Below are 18,327 nucleotides of genomic sequence, written 5' to 3'. Positions count from 1 at the left end.
GAGTTATAGGGAGTGTTATCGTCATGCGAGTACAACCCAATACGGCAAGTATCGAACAATTACCGACCTCGGTCACGAAGGTCGTCTTCGAAACGATAAAGATTGGCATCATCAAGTCTAACCTCATCGCTATGATTGCCGGGCTAAGCATGGCGTTGTTCGTCCATGACTTGTCGTTCTTCGACAAGATCGGCAATATCGTGCTGGCTTTGGTAGGTTCTGCCCTTGTTATCGGAGCGGCCGGCGTCTTCAATAATTTATATGATCGCGATATCGACAGCATTATGGAGCGGACGAAAAACAGGCCGACCGTATCCGGAATCGTTGATCTCGGAAGCGGGCTGTTCATTGGAACTTGGATCGCGCTCGGCGGTTTGGTCGCGTTGTATATAGCTTCTCCGCTTTCCGCGTTCTTAGGCTTTCTGGGGCTGTTCCTTTATGTCGTGCCTTACACGATGTGGACGAAGCGCAGAACGATCTATAATACGGAGGTTGGAAGCTTGTCTGGCGCAATGCCGCCATTGATCGGCTGGGCCGCGATTTCGCCCGATATTTTGCATCCCGGAGCCATTGCGTTGTTTCTGTTAATGGTAATTTGGCAAATGCCTCATTTTTACGCGATCGGGATTCGCCGCATGGAGCAATACCGGGCGGCCAACATCCCGATGCTGCCGGTCGTCAAGGGGATTCGGCGGACGTACTTGCAGATGAACTTGTATCTGGTAGCGTTGTTCCTATGCAGCATCTTGTTCTGGTCGTTCAATCCGTTCATCGCCGTGGCGAATGCGCTCCTGACCTTGGGCTGGTTGATCTTGAGCATTAACGGGTACCGTAAGAAGCCGGAGGATAAGTGGGCTCGTTCGATGTTCATTTTCTCATTGAACCACATTACGGTTCTGCTCCTGATGATCGTCGGCTATTCCATAGGTGCTCCATTGTTATAATGAGACGAAGATTTTGAAAGCCGAGAATCCTTGTGAATAAAGGATTCCCGGCTTTTTATTTCATAGAGCCAGAATATTGTACGAGAAATCGTACAATTCAGATAGTTAGTGTTCTTCAGGTAGATGATTTGTATGAATAATCGTATAATACAAGCCGGCAACTGCCGCAAGATATGATTTTAGTGATGACGTAAAATTGTTTGTGTACCAAAATTTGCACTCTAGTCAGGCACAAAAAAAGTAGGGTATTCTCGGGGTTATCGAAGCCACCAGAGAAAGGCCCCTACTCATGACTAATATACCCGAAAACATGCTCACAAATCTATTTGAAAATCTTGTTACGCAATTCGTACAGGAAAATCTCGAAAGCATCATGCGTGCAGAAATCGCAGCTTTTATGACCTCAGACGAGAGCGATCGGCACAACAGCCGCAATGGCTATTACAAGCGAACGTTGCACACGAAATTCGGTAATATTGAGGATTTGACTGTCCCACGGGATCGTAACGGTGGGTTTCAAACCCAAGTCTTCGAACCGTACCAACGCCGTGACGGTTGGCTTGAGGAGGCGGTCATCCAAATGTACAAGAGTGGCATGGGAACCCGAGACGTCGCTCGCTTCATGGAAAGCATGTTTGGTAGCCACTATTCTCCAACCACCGTCAGTAACATTATGGCTACTGTACTCGAAGACATCAAAAACTGGCAAGTACGCCCACTCTCGAAACGCTACTCCGTTATCTATTTAGATGGGTTGTACATCAAGTTAAAGCGTAGCACGGTGAGCGGCGAGGTCATCTATTTTGCTATGGGCATCGATGAAGATGGACGCCGGCAGATCCTCGGATTCTACATCGGAGGACAAGAGAGTTCAAACGGCTGGCGTGAAGTGCTAAAAGATCTTTACAGCCGCGGGGTTCAGGAAGTGTTGCTCGGTGTATTCGACGGCCTGCCTGGGCTGGAAGAGGCGTTTAGGGAGACCTATCCGAAGGCAGATGTCCAGCACTGTATCGTGCACAAGGTTCGTTTGACCTTCCCTAAGATCCGGGTCGAGCACAAGACTAATGTCATTAACGACCTGAAGACGATCTACAACGCGGACGACCATGTCCTGGCACTTGCCGCCTTTGATACGGTGAAAGCCAAGTGGGGCAAGCTTTACCCGAAAGAGATGAAATCCTGGGAAAGCCAACTGTCGACTCTGCTGACGTTCTACAAGTACCCCGCAGCAATTAAGAACGCCATCTATACTTCCAATGCCATCGAGCGCATGAATAAGGAGTTTCGCAAGCGGCTCAAGCCCATGAACAGTTTGACGAACATGGATGCAGCCGAGAAGGTCGTCTACCTGCAAATTATCGAGTACAACGAAAAGTATGCGGAACGCGTCACACCTGGATTCGGTATGCCAGAAGTCAAAGAGAAGCTTGCCGAGTTGTTCGAAGAACGCTACCCACTAACCAATCAATAATGACCAAATTGTGATGAAGAGATACCCCAGCAGCAAATTTTTAAGAACATTCAAAAATAACTCTTATCCATCATCGCGATGAATATTCCTACTGCCTTACACAAACTTCTTTACGCTACCCGTTTGCGCTCTTTTACGCTCATTAGCCTGTATGAAATCCAATCAAAGACAATTTGTGTGGGTGCTGCCCCTTCTGGGACAACTCCTTTTTTGCATGATTAGAAATGCACTAATGCGCTTGGCCGTTTTCCTTCCGGTACTCCCTGGGCGAAAGGCCCGTTTTTTTGCGAAACAGTCTGTTGAAAAAAGTGATATCTTGGTAGCCGACTGAGGAAGCGATGTCCGCGACTTTGCGTTCGGTCGTACGGAGCAATCGGCATGCTTCGTCAATCCGAACCGACTGGACGTACTCGATAAACGTCATGCCGGTTCGGCTTTTGAATTTACGATGAAATTGCCGCTCTCCAAGAGCGGACAGTTCGGCTGCTTCCTTTAAAGTAATGGGGGAATGGAACCGGTTATGGATGATATGGAGCGCTATCTCCATACCTGGCGATTCGGCACCCTGAGCAGCATTAGAAGGCTCCGCCTGATAGCGGTGAAGGTACAGCAGGAGCTCGAACACTGCCAAGTGCAGCTCGGTGTTCCAGCCAGGCCGTTTGGTTGCGTAGGCGTCATAGAGCTTCAGAAATAGCCGCCGGAATTCACCGAACGCGTCGCGGTAATGCCGCCAATCGGGCTCATCCAGCAGCGTTGCAAGCTCCGCTCCTCCGGGAAAGCTCTGCAGCAGAGGTCGAATCGATTCAACAGCCATCAAGCAGTTGTAGACGATGGGCGGGCGGCTGTCCGATGCGGCGGCAGGACGAAATACGTGGGAGACTCCGACAGGAATGAGAAAGATGTCTCCTTGATGCACTTGCAACGCCTGATCGCCGATATAATGAGTGCCTGAGCCCTCCCCGACATAGCTGATCTCCAAAAAATCATGCCGATGCTCGATCTTGTTGAAAGCTTCAATCGCCCGGTTCACAAATATGGGAACATCGGGACGAAAATAATGATCGCCTTTGGACAAGCTGATTGAACGTTGAATCGTCATCCTGATCTCTCCATGGGTCGCACGTATGATGTCCGGAATATCCAGTATAAAAGTCAGAATCGACAGGGTTTTTGGACTCAGCCTCATCTTATAATGAAAAAAATACGAATACAAGCATTACGCGAATAGGAGAAGAGGGAGTGAATAGTTTGCACCAATTAAACGCTTTAAAGAGGGAGTTCATCGCCCCGCCGGCTGAATTTAGCCCGCTGCCGTTCTGGTTCTGGAATGACGAGCTGTCAGCCGAGGAAACCATTAGACAAATCCATGACTTCCGCGCGAAGGAAGTCGACGGCTTCGTTATTCACCCGCGAATGGGCCTGCCAAAGTCGATGCCTTATTTGTCGGAGCCTTACATGGAGCTTGTCGAATTGGCGGTAGCTGAAGCGGATCAGCTGGGCATGAAGGTCATTCTTTATGACGAAGGCATGTATCCTTCCGGCTCAGCCTGCGGAATGGTCGTGAAGGAGAACGGCGATTACGCCAGCCGTGGTTTGCAAGTGAAGGAATATCCTTGCACGGCGAATGGAGAGGCTGTTCAAATCCCGGTGGTGCTGTTGCCAGAAGAAAATCTGGTTTCCGCTCTCGCGGTTCGCAAGCTTTCCGGGGTAGAGATTGACGCCGAGAGCTCGCTTGTGCTTCATCCCGAGCAGGACGGCATTCGGTTTGCCCCTCCGGATTCCCGAGATTGGTCGGTGCTTTTGTTCATCGAGACTCCTTCCAAAGGGACCGTTCGGGGGGTTCATCCCGGTCAGGACGACGGGGAGTCCGACGCTCCTTTGGCCGCCGACTTATTGAATCCCGATGCGGTCCAGACGTTCATCAGGTTGACGCATGAAACGTATTACAAGAAGCTGCGCCGCTTCTTCGGAAGCACGGTTATTGCGATGTTTACGGATGAGCCGGATTTGCTCGGGCGCAGTCATTTGAACGGATTGAAGCCTTGGACCCAAGGCTTCATGGATGAATATATAGAGAGCGGATGCCGGGAACAGGATTTGGCGGCGCTTTGGTTCGAGGCCGGAGAAACGACGGCAACGATTCGCGAAGCTTACGAAACGGTAATCCGTAATCGGCTGGCCCGGACGTATTATAAGGCGTTGGCCGATTGGTGCGAAGCCCACGGGATCGGACTGACCGGTCACCCGGCGGCGAGCAACGATATCGGGCTGTTGGAGCATTTTCATATTCCGGGACAAGATGTGGTTTGGAGATATGTTGCGCCGGAAGCAGGAAAGGCGGTGACAGGCGTGCACAGCACGATGGGCAAGTGCTCGTCTGATTCGGCGCGCCACCGCGGCAAACGAAGAAATATGAATGAAAGCTTCGGCGTCTGCGGAATCGAAGGCGGTTGGTCGCTCAGCGCCGACAATATAAAGTGGTATCTGGACTGGCTGTTCGTCAGAGGCGTCAATTTGATCGTCCCTCATGCCTTCTATTACTCCATTCGCCGGGAACGCAGGGATGAACGGCCGCCGGATGTAGGGCCCAATAATATATGGTGGCAGGATTACGCCCAATTTGCGAGATATATGAAGCGGATGAGTTGGCTGATGACCGACAGCCGAAACGGCGCGGAAACGGCGGTTATCGCCGGGGATGCCGAATTGCCATGGAGAATCGTCAAGCCGCTGTACGAAAGACAGATTGAGTTTAATTATTTGGAAGAAAGCCTGCTAGGCGGCTCCATCGAATGCAAGGATGGGGTATTGTCGATTGCCGGGTACCGCTACAAGGCGGTTTTGGTGGAGAATGGAAAGCGGCTGACGCCGGACAGTTGGCGGATGCTGCGAACCTTTGCGGATCAGGGCGGATTGGTCATCGAGCTATCCGATGACATTCAAACAACGAATGACATCGGCCAAGTTCGGGTTGGAGGCGAGGAAGAAATACCGGAGCTGCTGCTACGTAGACTGGGCCAAAAAGTTCAACTTGAGCCTGCAGTCGATTCCATCCGGATCAGCCGAATAACGAAGCGTGGCATCCTGTTCTACGTTATCGTGAATGAAGGCGAAGCCGGTTACGAAGGAACGCTAGCGATGAACCATTCCGGTTATACGGAATATTGGTTGCCTTGGACCGGAGAAGTTAGGCGGGCAAGAGTAGAGCAGGCTGAGGAAGGCCAGAGACTCCGTGTAAGAGTCGAGCGCCGGGAATGTGTGATTATCGCCGTTGACCCGAATATGGAGCAAGGCGGAATGGATTGTGAACCAGGTGAGGCCGTTGAAATTGCCGATTTATGTGCCCATTGGCGTGTCGTTGAAGGCCTAGGAAGAAATGTTGAACTACCGACTCTTTCCTCCTGGACCGAATGGGATGGTCTGAAGCACTATTCCGGTACGGTTACGTATGAGAAAAGCTTTGAGCTAAGCGATCCGTCTGCATGGGCCGAGGTTAAGCTTGATCTTGGCGAGGCTCCAGATCTGGCACGGCTGTGGGTCAACGATCGGGAAGCGGGAGTGCGCATGTGGAGCCCTTATGTATTTGACATTGGAGGTTATTTAAAGCCAGGAGTAAATGTGCTTAAGGTGGCGGTAACGAACAGCTTGGCTAACCAATACGACGGCAAGTCGTATGCATCCGGGCTGATTGGACCGGTACAGCTTAACGGTGTACGGAAGTAACGATATGGTTTGTATAGCCTCAGTAATGAATTTTTCTGAACTGGCTGGGGCTTAATTGCTCATGCTTCTTGAAGACCGAACAGAAATAAAAGGTTTCATAGGCAAGCAGGAGGTCTGTGCGTATACGCTCAGAACGGCGGAGCCTGCCTCGAGACTGCGCTTTGATGGGGAAGATATCAGACTGGCAGCCGAAGAAGGTTATCAGAAATTATTCACCGTCCGATCATTCGATAAGGAAGGGGTCCCCGTATTCCGCGAAAGCGCGAAGGTAACGTTCCAGGTTACCGGACCGGCGGAGATTATAGCCGTCGATAATGGCGATCTCTGTTCCAGCGAGCCTTATGACCGAAATTGGATGCATATGTACCGAGGCTGCGTCAGCACGATCATCCGGTTCACCGGAGAACGAGGACGCGTTGTGCTGTCGGCTGCAGCAGAAGGAATGTATCCCGCGGAGCTTGTTATTGTTATCGACTAAGGAAACACACGATAAGGATGGCCCATGATTGATCGAGAACATCGATTAATCATGGGCTTTCCTATTAAGGGGTATTAGGAAATTTACTCGGATCAAACCCTTGCGGGAATGTTTCTTCAAAGCGGTCCTTTTTGTCGTATAGGTCATACCAAGCATCTGCAATGACATCCGGATCCCCTTCTGTTCCCGCTTGTATCATGGTACCGATTGAAAGATGTCCGACAAATATGCCTTTATCTTTTAACTCATTGTGCAGGTTCGTTGCATAATTGCGAATACCCGACATAACGATTCCGCCATTACCGACAAAAGATAAAGGGAACATAGCAGATATGCCCGTTGTAAACAGAATTGCACCCGAGCTGTTATTCAACATATCTGGCAATACCTCATTGACTGACAGAACGGCAGGCAGCAAGTAGCTGTTTATTTGGTCTAATACACTTTCAGGCGTTGTTTTGAGCACATGGGTAAATGTATTCCAGCCTGCATAAGGACTGAATTCCAGCACATCGATCGTACCAAAATCTTTTTTAACAGCTTGGAGGGCTTGTTTTAATGCAGCCAAGTCCGTGACATCCGCTACATAAGATTTTGCTTCAATATTTAGCGCTTTTAGTTCACTGACGATAGCCGATAATTTCTCGGGATTACGCGAAATAGCAGCCACGATAAAGCCTTTGCTTCCGAATTTCTTTGCTAACGACAAACCTAAGCCAGGACCTGCGCCTATGATTGCAATAGTTTTCATTTTTTGTGATCTCCTCATCCGTGTTATATTAAAGGAACATGTGTTGCTTTGATGGATAATATACACCTAATGATTTGACGTCACAACCAACAAACGATGGACGAATGTTGCTATAGCAACAAAATAGATAAACTGTCGAGATATGAGGTGAAGAAAAATGGCAACAAAAGCAATGAATATCCGAATGACGCAGACGAAACAGTCTTTGATCAACGCTTTTTTTCAATTAGTATCCAAAAAGGATTTTGAAAAAATAACGGTAGCGGACATAACAAAAGGAGCACATGTTAATCGGGCTACATTTTATGCGCACTTCCATGATAAGTACGAGTTGTTGGACTATATTATGGGAGATTCCGCATCAGCTGCAATCGTAAAACGTACGAACGGCGCCGAGAAATTCGATCAAGACAGCATCGTTCAGCTCGTGTTAGCGGTATGCGATTTTTATGAACAGCCGAACATACAATGTCGCAGCAGCTATATTGGTTTTGTCGTACCGCAGTTGAAAGAAAAGATCATAAATGAGTTGAAAGCTTATTTGTCAAAAAGTTTGGATAACAGCTATGCCGATACAGAGAAAAATTTATACGTACCTATTTATGCGCAAGTCATCCATGAAGGCGCCTTTCAGTGGACTTCCGGAAACGTAATTACTAGTAAAGAGGAAGTAGCCAAAAGGGTTTCATTATTATTAATGAATGGACAATAGATCAGTGAATACCTATCATGCATCATTTACGATTACTCAATAAAATTGGAAAATAGGGTAGTGTGCTTTTCTATGGGCAACCTTTAAGAGAAACGAGGCGGCAGCAGTGAAAAAAGGCGGTACTCTATTAACCTATGTAAGCAAGGGAGACGGAGGATATTTATCTCCGGCAGATTCAAGAAGATCTGATGCTTTATATATTGCAGCGAAAGAAGCAGATTCAGATCATTACACCATTCTTAACAAGGGTAAGCCTATCCTCTATATAAAATGGACAGATTCGGTAGAAAATGAACCAAATGCACAGATGGGTTCTCCCAGCTTATTCCGAAAATCAGATGGCACTTACGGCTTGATATCATCTGAAAATAATAAAGGCACCGGCGTATATGTATGGGACTCAGACGATCTTCTTTCTTTTTACAATCAAAGATGGGTGCAGGTAAATGCTGAAGGGTTGACTGTGGAAGACCCAAAAGTGGTTTATGATGAAGTCGCCCAATCCTATCAGCTATTTTGGAGAAGCTCCAATGGCTCAGCATCCTTTGTTTCTACTTCCGAGGATCTTTTGCATTCGTTTTCCTCAACGATCGTTCATGATTATATGGATACGGGGATTGATGGCATCCTTCCAGAGAATGCCGTCGCTAGCGAGGCTTCACAATTTGAATTGTCCCAGCAGGAATATGAAAGTGTGATTAGAAAATATGCGCCTGTAACCAATACGGGCAGAGAAATGATAGATGATATGACTATTAAAGCAGGAGAAACGCTTCCTGCCTTTAAAGACCGAGTCCAGCTAACGTATAGCGACGGTTCGGAGAAAAGTCTCGGAGTTAAATGGAATCAAGAGGATATCGATGCGATTCATACGTCGAAACCCGGTACATACCAGGTAAGGGGTACTGTAGTGCAATCGGTATTTGATTACCCTTACATACCGGAAAGAGCTGATCCGTTCATTTTTTACAACGAGGATGATCATTACTATTACGCCACAGGGTCTTATTATCCCGAGTCAAATGCAGCAACATGGACCGAAAGCGCAATGGGTGAAGTAGATTATGACAGGGTCACATTGCGAAGAGCCAAGACGCTTGCCGAATTACGGACCGCAGAAGAATATGATGTGTGGATACCAAGAGGCGAGGATGGATTCACGCCTTTTCTATGGGCACCCGAGGTTCATAAGATTAAGGATACATGGTATATCCTAGTTGGTGCCGGGCAAGGCGCTGGCGGAAGAAATTGGTGCTCCACCATGGTGCTTGTTGAATATACCGGCACTATGGAAGACATTCAGCAGGGCGGTATGTTGAACAAAGAAAATTGGAAACCGAAAGCACTTCAGAACTCTCCATGCGGCTTCGACATGACCTTCGCTGAAGTAAATGGAGTCGGATATTATATTTGGCCCCAAAGCGGAAGTCTTCATATACAAAAAGTCGATCCAATCGACCCTGCCAAGCTGACGGGCCAAGCGGTAACAATAAAAAGTATAGAATGGCCCTTTGAGTATGGCAAACATAACGTAGACAACGTAGACCAAGGTATTGTTGAGGGAGCTGCAGTCTTGCAATATCAAAATAAAATATATCTTAGTTATGCGGGGGCTACCGTAGATAAATATTATTGTACAGCCGTTATGATTGCGGATGCCGGAGCGGATATGATGGACCCTGCAAGCTGGACGCACCTGACCTATGCAGCCCTAAGCTCAGAGGATGTCGTGAATGTCGAAGGGATCAATCCTCATTGCGGTCCCGGTCATAACTCGTTTGCCATAGATGAGTATGGAAATCCGATTAATATTTATCACGCAAGACCGGAACCGGATCCTCATTGTGGCATCGGTGCAGGCGGTCTTCATGATCCATGCCGTCACACCATGGTTAGAGCGGCACATGTTGCCTATGATGGCACGTTGATTCTAAATATGACGGCGGAAGAAGAGTTGGCGCCAGCCTATAAAGACATCGTTATGACGGTAAAGGTTTTGTAAGAAAATGAAGAGCGAAGGAGCGGGCGAATACCGTGAAGATAGCAAATATTAAAGAATGTCCGATCAGGTTGGAGGTCGGAGAGTCGTTAAGTCTGCCGCAACATGTCGTTGTGGAGCTGGAGGGCGGCTTCCAAGAGAAGTTTCCTGTTGAATGGGAGACAGTCGACGCGTCGCGTTTGTTGAAGCCGGGAAGCTTTACGGTTGAAGGGAAGATTAGGGAGGATAACTATCCGAACCCCTTGGTTCCGAATCGTGCTGATCCTTACGTGTATAAACATACGGACGGATACTATTATTTTACCGGGTCCGTACCCGAGTATGATCGGTTGGTTCTGCGGCGTTCCCGTACCGTCGCAGGCTTGTCTAGCGCGGAGGAAACGGTGATTTGGACGAAGCATGAAACGGGAGAAATGGGCAACCATATTTGGGCGCCGGAGCTTCATCGAATCGACGGCAAATGGTATATCCATTTTGCGGCCGGATCGGCTGAGGAGAAGTGGGCCATTCGCCCTTACGTACTGGAATGTGAGGATGAGAATCCACTAACCGGTACTTGGACGGAGAAAGGAAAGATCAAGCTCCCGGTCGAGAGCTTCTCCCTCGATGCGACGACCTTCGAACATCATGGACAAAGGTATCTAGCCTGGGCTCAAATTATGGATGCGTCTTGTCTCTATATTGCGAGGATGGATACGCCGTGGTCGATTTGCAGCGAACCGGTCAAGCTTTCGTCTCCGGAATATGACTGGGAGATTCAAGGCCATCGCGTGAACGAAGGGCCTGCCGTGCTGAAGCGGAACGGCAAGTTGTTCATGGCCTACTCTGCCAGCGCTACGGATGACCGCTACTGTATGGGATTGTTAACGGCGGACGATACGAGCGACCTGTTAGATCCAGCATCATGGACGAAATCGAAAGATCCCGTATTCGTAAGCGACGCAACTGCTTCCGAGTATGGTCCGGGGCACAACAGCTTTACGGTGTCAGAAGATGATGCTAGTGATTTGATAATTTATCATGCGCGTCCCTATAAAGAAATTGATGGCGAACCGCTCTATGATCCGAATCGGCATGCTCGTGTTCAACGGTTATTATGGAAGCCGGACGGCAGTCCGTTCTTCGGTACACCGGGGTGGAGATTGGACACAGCGGGGTACACCGCGAAAGCCGTTGTAACGATTCAATAATAAAGGCGAAAATAAATGGTGGTGCTAGGGAGGTTAACCCTGCATCGCCATTTCTGTCTTTCGGTCTATTTGCCTCCTTAAAGCGACCCAACCTTAAGAGTGATTCGATTTTATACAGGCAAATGGGATGAAGGACAAGCCGTTATTTGGCGTTATCGCGGGGGTGAAATGTCTTTATTACTGGGTAACGAAAACGATGCAATTGATATAATTGCTCTAATCGAGCTATGAAAGGATGAGAATGACATGAACAAAAAGCCAACGTGGATATGGTATCCAGGCGATTTTGAGATATACCATCATTTGCTGCTGAACACTAGACGGGAAGAACGCCATTATTACTGGCCGGCGTTTTGGCGTCTCGATGATTGCTTTCACAATGTGCGTTTCCGAAAAGAGGTGTATTGCGATACTTCTGAAGAAATGACCGTACACGCCCATGGTATCGGACATGTTGTGGTCGATGGACGGAAGTTTCCCTTTCGGCAACCGATTATCCTTTCATCCGGCCAACATGAGATTGTCATTAATATTGCCCGTACGGACGGGCTACCTTGCGTCTATGTCGATGGGGAACGGAGTGCCAGCGACTCGTCATGGGAAGCGAATGATTTCAGCTTCGATTGGCTTCCGGCAGGCTGCAACGAATTATATCCGAACCAAGAAGACGACCCTAACATTTTCGCGTTTCAATATAAGGAATTGAAGCCTCTGTCGATAGAAACAAGGCAGGATGGTATTCTATACGACTTCGGGCAAGAAACGTTTGCAGTCCTGTCGTTCGAGCATATTCAGACACCTAACGATATTCTGATATTTTACGGTGAATCGGTAGAGGAAGCTTTGGACACGGAGCACAGTATTCTGATTGATACGGTTCCGGCCGGAAGCGAAGCACATCGATGTCCTCCTCGGGCATTTCGGTATTTGTTCATCCAAGGGGCGGAGATAGAGCAATACAGTCTGACTGCCCTGTATGAATATTTGCCGTTTGACCGTAGAGGAAGCTTTGCTTGTTCCAATGAGATGATCAATCGGATTTGGGATACGGCCGAATATACGTTTCATTTGAACAGCCGGGAGTTCTTCTTGGACGGGATCAAGCGAGACCGCTGGGTATGGTCGGGTGACGCTTATCAGAGTTATTTGATCAACAACTACCTCTATTTTGACGCCGATATTACGAAACGGACGATTATTGCATTGCGCGGGAAGGATCCTATCGTTAAGCATATCAACACGATTCTCGATTACTCTTTCTACTGGATCATGAGTATTAACGAGTATTATCAAGCAACGAAGGATATCGATTTTGTTATGTTTATTTATCCACGGATGAAATCGATAATGGATTATTGTATCTCGCTTGCGGATGATGACGGTTTTATTCGAGGCAGAGAGGGAGATTGGGTGTTCATCGACTGGGCGGAAATCGACAAAACCGGTGCCGTGAGCGCCGAACAAATGCTTTTTGCGGAAAGCTTGAAGGCGACATGGGCATGCGGCGAGCTGCTTGGCCGTGGCGAAGTGCGTTATTTGGAACATTATGAGCAGTTAAAGGTACAGATTAAAGCGTCGTTCTGGGATGAAGAACGGGGGGCGTATATAGACAGCTTCGAATCCGGTAAACGCAATATTACCCGTCATGCCAATATTTTTGCGCTGTTATGGGGGTATACGGATGCTAAGCAGCGGGAGAGCATTATCGAGAACGTGCTTCTGAACGACGCCGTGCCTCGGATCAGCACCCCTTATTTTAAGTTTTACGAGCTGGAGGTCATGTGCAATATCGGCCGGCTGGATACGGTGACTGATCAAATACAGTCATATTGGGGCGGCATGCTTGAATTGGGAGCGACGACTTTCTGGGAGGAGTACAATCCGGAAGTAACCGATCTGGAGCGATACGGCATGTACGGCGAACGGTACGGCAAAAGCTTATGCCATGCTTGGGGCGCGAGTCCGATCTATTTGCTCGGGCGGTATTATCTTGGCGTATACGCCGCCTCGGCTGGATACGATACGTTCGTCGTAGAGCCTCGGCTTGGCGGATTGGAATGGATAAAAGGAACGGTTCCGGTAAACGGCGGGACGGTATCCGTGGAACTGACGCAGCAGTTTCTCGAGGTTGTCGCCGATCAAGAGGGTGGAACGGTACGCTATGATGGAATGGAGTACCCGCTCTCGAAAAATATTCCCTTCAGAATTACGATGAAGTCGGTAGTTCAATGACTTCTGCAGCCGAGAACGAATCGATACAAATGGTATATAAAATGCACCATTTGGTGATTGAGACTCGGCCAGTAACTTTGGATAATGAAGGGAAGTGCCGTATATCTCATAAATAAGTAGATGGGAGACGGGAAAGGAATGGTGACGAATGAACGATTCGAGGCCGAATTTGCTGCTGATTACTGTGGATCAAATGAGAGGCGATTGTCTGAGCATCCTTGGGCACAAGGTCGTCGAGACTCCGAATTTGGATCAATTGGCGCGCAGGGGCATGTTGTTCCGCAATGCGTATTCTTCAACGCCGACCTGCGTGCCGGCGCGGGCGGCGCTGTTTACCGGCATGAGCCCGCGTTCGCACGGGCGCGTCGGTTACGAGGAGAATATTCCTTGGAATTACGAGCACACGCTTCCTGGCGAGTTGGCGAAGGCAGGCTATCATACGCAGTGCGTGGGCAAAATGCATGTCGATCCGGCTCGCAGCTTATGCGGCTTCCATAACGTTGTGCTGCACGACGGCTATTTGCATCATAACCGTTTCAAGCATACGAACACGGTGGCGGAGTCGCATGACAGCTGCGACGATTATTTGCCGTGGCTGCGCGAACGCGCGGGGGCCGGTGCCGATCTCATCGATATCGGTCTCGACTGCAATGCCTCGACCATGGCCCGGCCCTGGCATCTGCCGGAGGCGCTCCATCCGACGAATTGGGTCGTGACGCAATCGATCGATTTCTTGCGCCGGCGCGACCCGCGGAAGCCCTTCTTCCTTTGGAGTTCATTCGTTCGGCCGCATCCGCCGTTCGATCCGCCTCAGGCGTATTGGGACCGTTATGACGGGGCGGACTTTCCGGATCCGGTCGTCGGCGAATGGGCGGCTAAGGACGATCCGGCTCGCAGCGGTCTCGACCCCGTGACTCGATCGGGCGTCGTTCCTAGAAGACGTCTAAGGCGCGCGATGGCTGCCTACTATGCGCTCATCACCCATATCGACGACCAGTTGGGGAGGCTTATGAACGCCATGGAAGAATACGGGGTACTAGACCGTACGATCATCGTCTTCACCTCAGACCACGGGGAGCTGCTCGGCGATCATCACCTGTTCCGTAAGGCGCTCCCTTACGAAGGCAGCGCGAAAGTACCGCTTATCATAGCCGATCCAGGCGGAATGCTAAATGCCCCTCAAGGAGCAACCGTCGATGCTGTCGCGGAACTGCGGGACATCATGCCGACGCTGCTTGACTGCGCGGGCGTGAACATTCCCGCGGTTGTGGACGGCCGAAGCTTGCTGCGCGCGTGGGAACTCTCTCAAGATGGCAGTTGGCGGACCTATATTCACGGGGAGCATGCATACGGCGAACAATCGCATCAATATATGACCGATGGCCGTCAGAAGTATATCTGGTTTACGCAAACGGGAGAAGAGCAGCTGTTCGATCTGGTCCTTGACCCGCAAGAGCTGACGAACAAGGCGGGAGAGGAATCGTATACCGACAGCATGCAGTTGTGGCGCGAGCGCCTCGTCCGCGAGCTGGACGGGCGTGAGGAAGGATACGTGCAAGACGGTAAAATTATCGTCGGACGAAAGCCCTTAACAGTTCTGAGTCATATTTCACCCTAATAGGATCCGAAAGCTTATGCCGGCGGAAGCGGCAGACGTACTCTTACGACGGTGCCGCTTCCGAGCTGGCTGCCCACCTCGATGCCGTAACCCTCGCCGTAATGGAGGCGAATCCGGTCATTCACGTTTTTCATGCCGATATGTTGATAAGCTGTGCGGTCTCTGGAGCGAAGGGTGCTCCTCAGCTGTGCCAATCGTTCCGGCTCGATACCTACGCCGTTGTCCGTCACGATAATTTCCATATGCCGATCTTCCCGGAGCTCTGCTTGAATGACGACCTTGCCGCCGCTCGCATGCGGCTCGAGGCCGTGGGTCAGCGCATTCTCGACAATGGGTTGAACGATCATTTTCGGGATAAGGACGTCATGCAGCCCTTCCGAGGTATACTGCTCGAACTGTATTCTTCCGGGGAACCTGCCTTGATGAATCGTAATATAGGAACCGACGACCTTCAGCTCTTCCTCCAGCCTTACTTCGTTCGACCCCTTTATGCTGTATCGCAGCATCCTGCTTAATGCAGCTGTCATTTCATAGATGTCTTGATTTCCTTTTACAATGGCGATTCCTTTGATTGCATCCAGCGTGTTGCTGAGAAAATGCGGGTTGATCTGACTCTGCAGGAACGACATCTCCGCGCGTTGCCGCTCGATATCGGCTTGGTAGAGCTCGCCTGTCGTCTCCAGCAACTGCTGCGTCAGATCGTTAATCCGGTTTAACATCGTGTTGAACTGGGTCGATATAACCTCGATCTCCGCGTAGCCCTCCAGCTCGACCTTCGTATGCAGCACTTCCAGATTGCCGCTCTTCAGCCGCTTCATGAATGCGATCAGCTTTCCGAGGGGCTTCAATATATTCATCATGAGCACGGAGTAGGGTATCGTAACGAGAAGGAGCGTAACGAACAACATCACGTAGCTTGTTTGCTTAAGCCCTTTCAGCTCCTTAATGAGATTGCCGATAGGCACCGCCGAGATGATGTTGCCTTCGATCTCCGGCAAGTCGAAGGATTGGATCGCGTATGATTTCCCGCCGATCTTCTCGTTGACAGCGCTTTCGCCGTAACCGGAATAGAGTGTCAGACGTTCTGCATCCAGATTCAGCTCCAATCCGTCAGCGTTCGCGTACACCAGATTGCCGTTCGTTCTGAGGTAGAAGCTCGTGCCCGACAGCCTAGGAAACTTTTCGATCTCCGCTTGAATGGATTTGGCGTCCAGGATGACCGTAATTAATCCGATTTTTTCACCGTACCGTGACGTGTCGCGCGATGCGAACAGATTCATGCCGAAGAGGAACGTGTCTCTGGCGAGCAAGGGGTCCGCCTTTTTGAAGCCGCCGTAATGCACGTTCCCTTCGTGATCGATCAGCTCGTCCATCATCTCCCGAGCCAAGCCGATTTTGCCGTTCAGCGAGGTGTGCTTGCCGGAAGCGTTCACGATAATGATGTCTACAATGTCGGGGTTGGTGCTTTTGATGACCCCCATTAAACTTTGCACTTTTTTCGAAAGCTCGTACGTTAGCAGATTGTCATTTTCGGCCAGAAAATCCTGAACCGTCGTATCATAACCGAGATTGACCATAATGCCCGAAATCTTGGCGTAGTTGTCCGATACCCGCTGCTTCAAATTGGACACGAGCTCCATATTGTATTGCGTATTCTGGTTCACGATGACTACGCTGGATTGCCGGAACGCCAAGATGCTGACAAGCGGGATAACGGCAAGGAGGATGGCGCCGATTGCCAGCACCTGCGTTCGGATGGAAAGTTTGCTGAATGCTCTCATTGCGCCTCCCTATACTGCGTAGGCGTCATGCCGTTCAGCCGCTTGAAGATGCGGGTAAAGTAGAAGTAGTCGTTGAAGCCGCATTTTTCGCCGATCTGGCTCACGGTCATATCCGTCTCGGCCAGCAGCCTGCATGCGTACTGAATTCGCTGACGGGACAAGTATTCCACGAAGTTTTCCCCTACTTCTTTCTTGAACAGCTGCGACAAGTAAGTGGGACTTAGGTAAAACTTCTCCGACAAGCTCTGGATCGATATTTCTTGATTGAAGTGATGATGAATGTACGTAAGGATTTCCTTGATGCGATTGTGCGTCACCCCGGCTAACCGGGAGGACAACTCGTCAGACAGATGATTCAGCGTATGCTTGACCAGGTAGTCGATCATAACGTCGGAATGGCCGTAGTCGTAGTATAGCTGGTCATAGCCTTCTAGAAACCGGGTATGCTCCTTTACGCCTTCTCGCGTGAATAAATACATGACGCTATTGAAGATCAGATAGGCGTCCTTGATCGTTAACGCATAGCGGTGGAACAACGGTCTGCAAGACTCCATGACCGACACGAACCGCATACGGTCTTTCAGCGCGAGAGCGCCGGTAAGCTCCCCCAGCAGATCGTCAATGTTCGATTCCGTAGGAGCGACCGGGCGATAGACGCCGCCTTTTCCAGTCGAGAAGGAGCCATATGCCGCCACGGATGCTGCCTCCAGCGCTGCTTCCAGCTCGGCAAGACTGGAGGAAGAGGGGCCTATTCCGACACTGTAATCCACGGCGTTGCCGGACAAGTCGGGCGGACTTAGAAATTTCTCGACCCGATGGCTGTAGACGAGGAGGCCTACGCGCCTGCTGTTCATGCGGAATCGGATATGCTGCATGTCTCCCCGGTATGGCGCCGGCGCATATCCCTGTACGACGATCGGCGTCACGGGCATGCCCGCGCTGAACGGCATGCCGGCAGATTGGAGCTTCTCCGCCAGCAACTGCTCGTTTCCGGAGCATAATATTTCGTATAGTTCTTGGGCGTCGTTCTCCGGCTCGAGCTGTGCCCGATCCTTCAGCGATTGCGCGATTTTGGCTAGCAAGCTCTCGATTTCCTCGATCTCGAAAGGCTTCAGGCAATAGCCGAAGGTGCCGTAATTCAAAGCCTTCTGGGCGTAAGCGAATTCCGCGTGCCCGCTCAGAACGGCGAAGATCGTGTGCGGTGAAATTTCCTTGCCCCGCTTGATGAGCTCAAGACCGTTAACGAGGGGCATCTTAATGTCGGTGAGCACGAAGTCCGGCCGCAGCTTCTCGATCAGCTCTAACCCTTCTTGCCCGTTCTCCGCCGATCCCGCGACTTGAAAGCCGTAATTCTCCCAGCGCACGCCGGCCTTAATGCCTTCAACAATCCAACGTTCATCATCGACGATGACTGCTTTGTACACAGCA

At 50.0% G+C, this 18,327-nt stretch carries 13 protein-coding genes; 9 read left to right on the top strand and 4 right to left on the bottom strand.

What is annotated here, in order from left to right:
• Positions 1-23 precede the first annotated feature (23 nt).
• Together cyoE and V8F51_RS09240 are read left to right on the top strand one after the other, a co-directional pair.
• Positions 24-944, top strand: coding sequence for a heme o synthase (gene cyoE, locus V8F51_RS09245; RefSeq protein WP_337099901.1), 921 nt, complete (start codon positions 24-26; stop codon positions 942-944).
• Positions 945-1,233: 289 nt separating this feature from the next.
• Positions 1,234-2,415 carry an IS256 family transposase gene (locus V8F51_RS09240; protein WP_337099900.1) on the top strand — a complete coding sequence of 394 codons (1,182 nt, stop codon included), beginning with the start codon at positions 1,234-1,236 and terminating at the stop codon, positions 2,413-2,415.
• 229 nt (positions 2,416-2,644) lie between these two features.
• Here V8F51_RS09240 and V8F51_RS09235 read toward each other — a convergent pair whose 3' ends face one another.
• Complete coding sequence (locus tag V8F51_RS09235; protein ID WP_337099899.1) at positions 2,645-3,514, bottom strand: AraC family transcriptional regulator; 870 nt, start codon at positions 3,512-3,514, stop codon at positions 2,645-2,647.
• A gap of 140 nt (positions 3,515-3,654) precedes the next feature.
• On the opposite strand from V8F51_RS09235, the gene V8F51_RS09230 reads away from it, so the two are divergent.
• The gene (locus V8F51_RS09230) at positions 3,655-6,138 is read left to right on the top strand and encodes a glycosylhydrolase-like jelly roll fold domain-containing protein (protein WP_337099898.1); all 2,484 of its coding nucleotides are present in this window, start codon (positions 3,655-3,657) and stop codon (positions 6,136-6,138) included.
• Between the two features lie 61 nt (positions 6,139-6,199).
• Positions 6,200-6,616: a hypothetical protein gene (locus V8F51_RS09225; RefSeq protein WP_337099897.1), complete on the top strand. Its 417-nt coding sequence runs from the start codon at positions 6,200-6,202 to the stop codon at positions 6,614-6,616.
• Positions 6,617-6,680: 64 nt separating this feature from the next.
• Here the strand turns inward: V8F51_RS09225 and V8F51_RS09220 are convergent, their stop codons facing one another.
• Positions 6,681-7,367, bottom strand: coding sequence for an SDR family NAD(P)-dependent oxidoreductase (locus tag V8F51_RS09220; RefSeq protein WP_337099896.1), 687 nt, complete (start codon positions 7,365-7,367; stop codon positions 6,681-6,683).
• Positions 7,368-7,524: 157 nt separating this feature from the next.
• Here V8F51_RS09220 and V8F51_RS09215 point away from each other — a divergent pair, with 157 nt between their 5' ends.
• The 5 genes from V8F51_RS09215 (at position 7,525) to V8F51_RS09195 (ending at position 15,118) form a co-directional block, all read left to right on the top strand.
• The gene (locus V8F51_RS09215; protein ID WP_337099894.1) at positions 7,525-8,079 is read left to right on the top strand and encodes a TetR/AcrR family transcriptional regulator; all 555 of its coding nucleotides are present in this window, start codon (positions 7,525-7,527) and stop codon (positions 8,077-8,079) included.
• A 106-nt stretch (positions 8,080-8,185) separates the two neighbouring features.
• The gene (locus V8F51_RS09210) at positions 8,186-10,081 is read left to right on the top strand and encodes a family 43 glycosylhydrolase (RefSeq protein WP_337099893.1); all 1,896 of its coding nucleotides are present in this window, start codon (positions 8,186-8,188) and stop codon (positions 10,079-10,081) included.
• A 32-nt stretch (positions 10,082-10,113) separates the two neighbouring features.
• Positions 10,114-11,268: a family 43 glycosylhydrolase gene (locus tag V8F51_RS09205; RefSeq protein ID WP_337099892.1), complete on the top strand. Its 1,155-nt coding sequence runs from the start codon at positions 10,114-10,116 to the stop codon at positions 11,266-11,268.
• 246 nt (positions 11,269-11,514) lie between these two features.
• Positions 11,515-13,500, top strand: a complete 1,986-nt coding sequence (locus V8F51_RS09200) for an alpha-L-rhamnosidase-related protein (protein ID WP_337099891.1) — start codon at positions 11,515-11,517, stop codon at positions 13,498-13,500.
• 148 nt (positions 13,501-13,648) lie between these two features.
• Positions 13,649-15,118 carry an arylsulfatase gene (locus V8F51_RS09195; protein ID WP_337099890.1) on the top strand — a complete coding sequence of 490 codons (1,470 nt, stop codon included), beginning with the start codon at positions 13,649-13,651 and terminating at the stop codon, positions 15,116-15,118.
• 14 nt (positions 15,119-15,132) lie between these two features.
• Here V8F51_RS09195 and V8F51_RS09190 read toward each other — a convergent pair whose 3' ends face one another.
• The gene (locus V8F51_RS09190) at positions 15,133-16,899 is read right to left on the bottom strand and encodes a sensor histidine kinase (protein WP_337099889.1); all 1,767 of its coding nucleotides are present in this window, start codon (positions 16,897-16,899) and stop codon (positions 15,133-15,135) included.
• Positions 16,896-18,323 carry a helix-turn-helix domain-containing protein gene (locus tag V8F51_RS09185; protein WP_337099888.1) on the bottom strand — a complete coding sequence of 476 codons (1,428 nt, stop codon included), beginning with the start codon at positions 18,321-18,323 and terminating at the stop codon, positions 16,896-16,898. The genes V8F51_RS09190 and V8F51_RS09185 overlap by 4 nt, the downstream gene beginning before the upstream one ends.
• Positions 18,324-18,327 lie beyond the last annotated feature (4 nt).

This window comes from Paenibacillus sp. YIM B09110, from assembly GCF_037167145.1.
GTDB lineage: Bacteria > Bacillota > Bacilli > Paenibacillales > Paenibacillaceae > Pristimantibacillus.
The sequence above is the reverse complement of the archived record's forward strand: the minus strand, read 5'-3'. Positions and strand labels throughout refer to the sequence as shown.

Bases quoted from the DNA above. Each gene is read 5' to 3' on its own strand.
- V8F51_RS09225 (WP_337099897.1), top strand. From the start codon at position 6,200: ATGCTTCTTGAAGACCGAACAGAAATAAAAGGTTTCATAGGCAAGCAG.
- V8F51_RS09235 (WP_337099899.1), bottom strand. From the start codon at position 3,514: ATGACGATTCAACGTTCAATCAGCTTGTCCAAAGGCGATCATTATTTT.
- V8F51_RS09220 (WP_337099896.1), bottom strand. From the start codon at position 7,367: ATGAAAACTATTGCAATCATAGGCGCAGGTCCTGGCTTAGGTTTGTCG.
- V8F51_RS09215 (WP_337099894.1), top strand. From the start codon at position 7,525: ATGGCAACAAAAGCAATGAATATCCGAATGACGCAGACGAAACAGTCT.
- cyoE (WP_337099901.1), top strand. From the start codon at position 24: ATGCGAGTACAACCCAATACGGCAAGTATCGAACAATTACCGACCTCG.
- V8F51_RS09195 (WP_337099890.1), top strand. From the start codon at position 13,649: ATGAACGATTCGAGGCCGAATTTGCTGCTGATTACTGTGGATCAAATG.
- V8F51_RS09240 (WP_337099900.1), top strand. From the start codon at position 1,234: ATGACTAATATACCCGAAAACATGCTCACAAATCTATTTGAAAATCTT.
- V8F51_RS09200 (WP_337099891.1), top strand. From the start codon at position 11,515: ATGAACAAAAAGCCAACGTGGATATGGTATCCAGGCGATTTTGAGATA.
- V8F51_RS09190 (WP_337099889.1), bottom strand. From the start codon at position 16,899: ATGAGAGCATTCAGCAAACTTTCCATCCGAACGCAGGTGCTGGCAATC.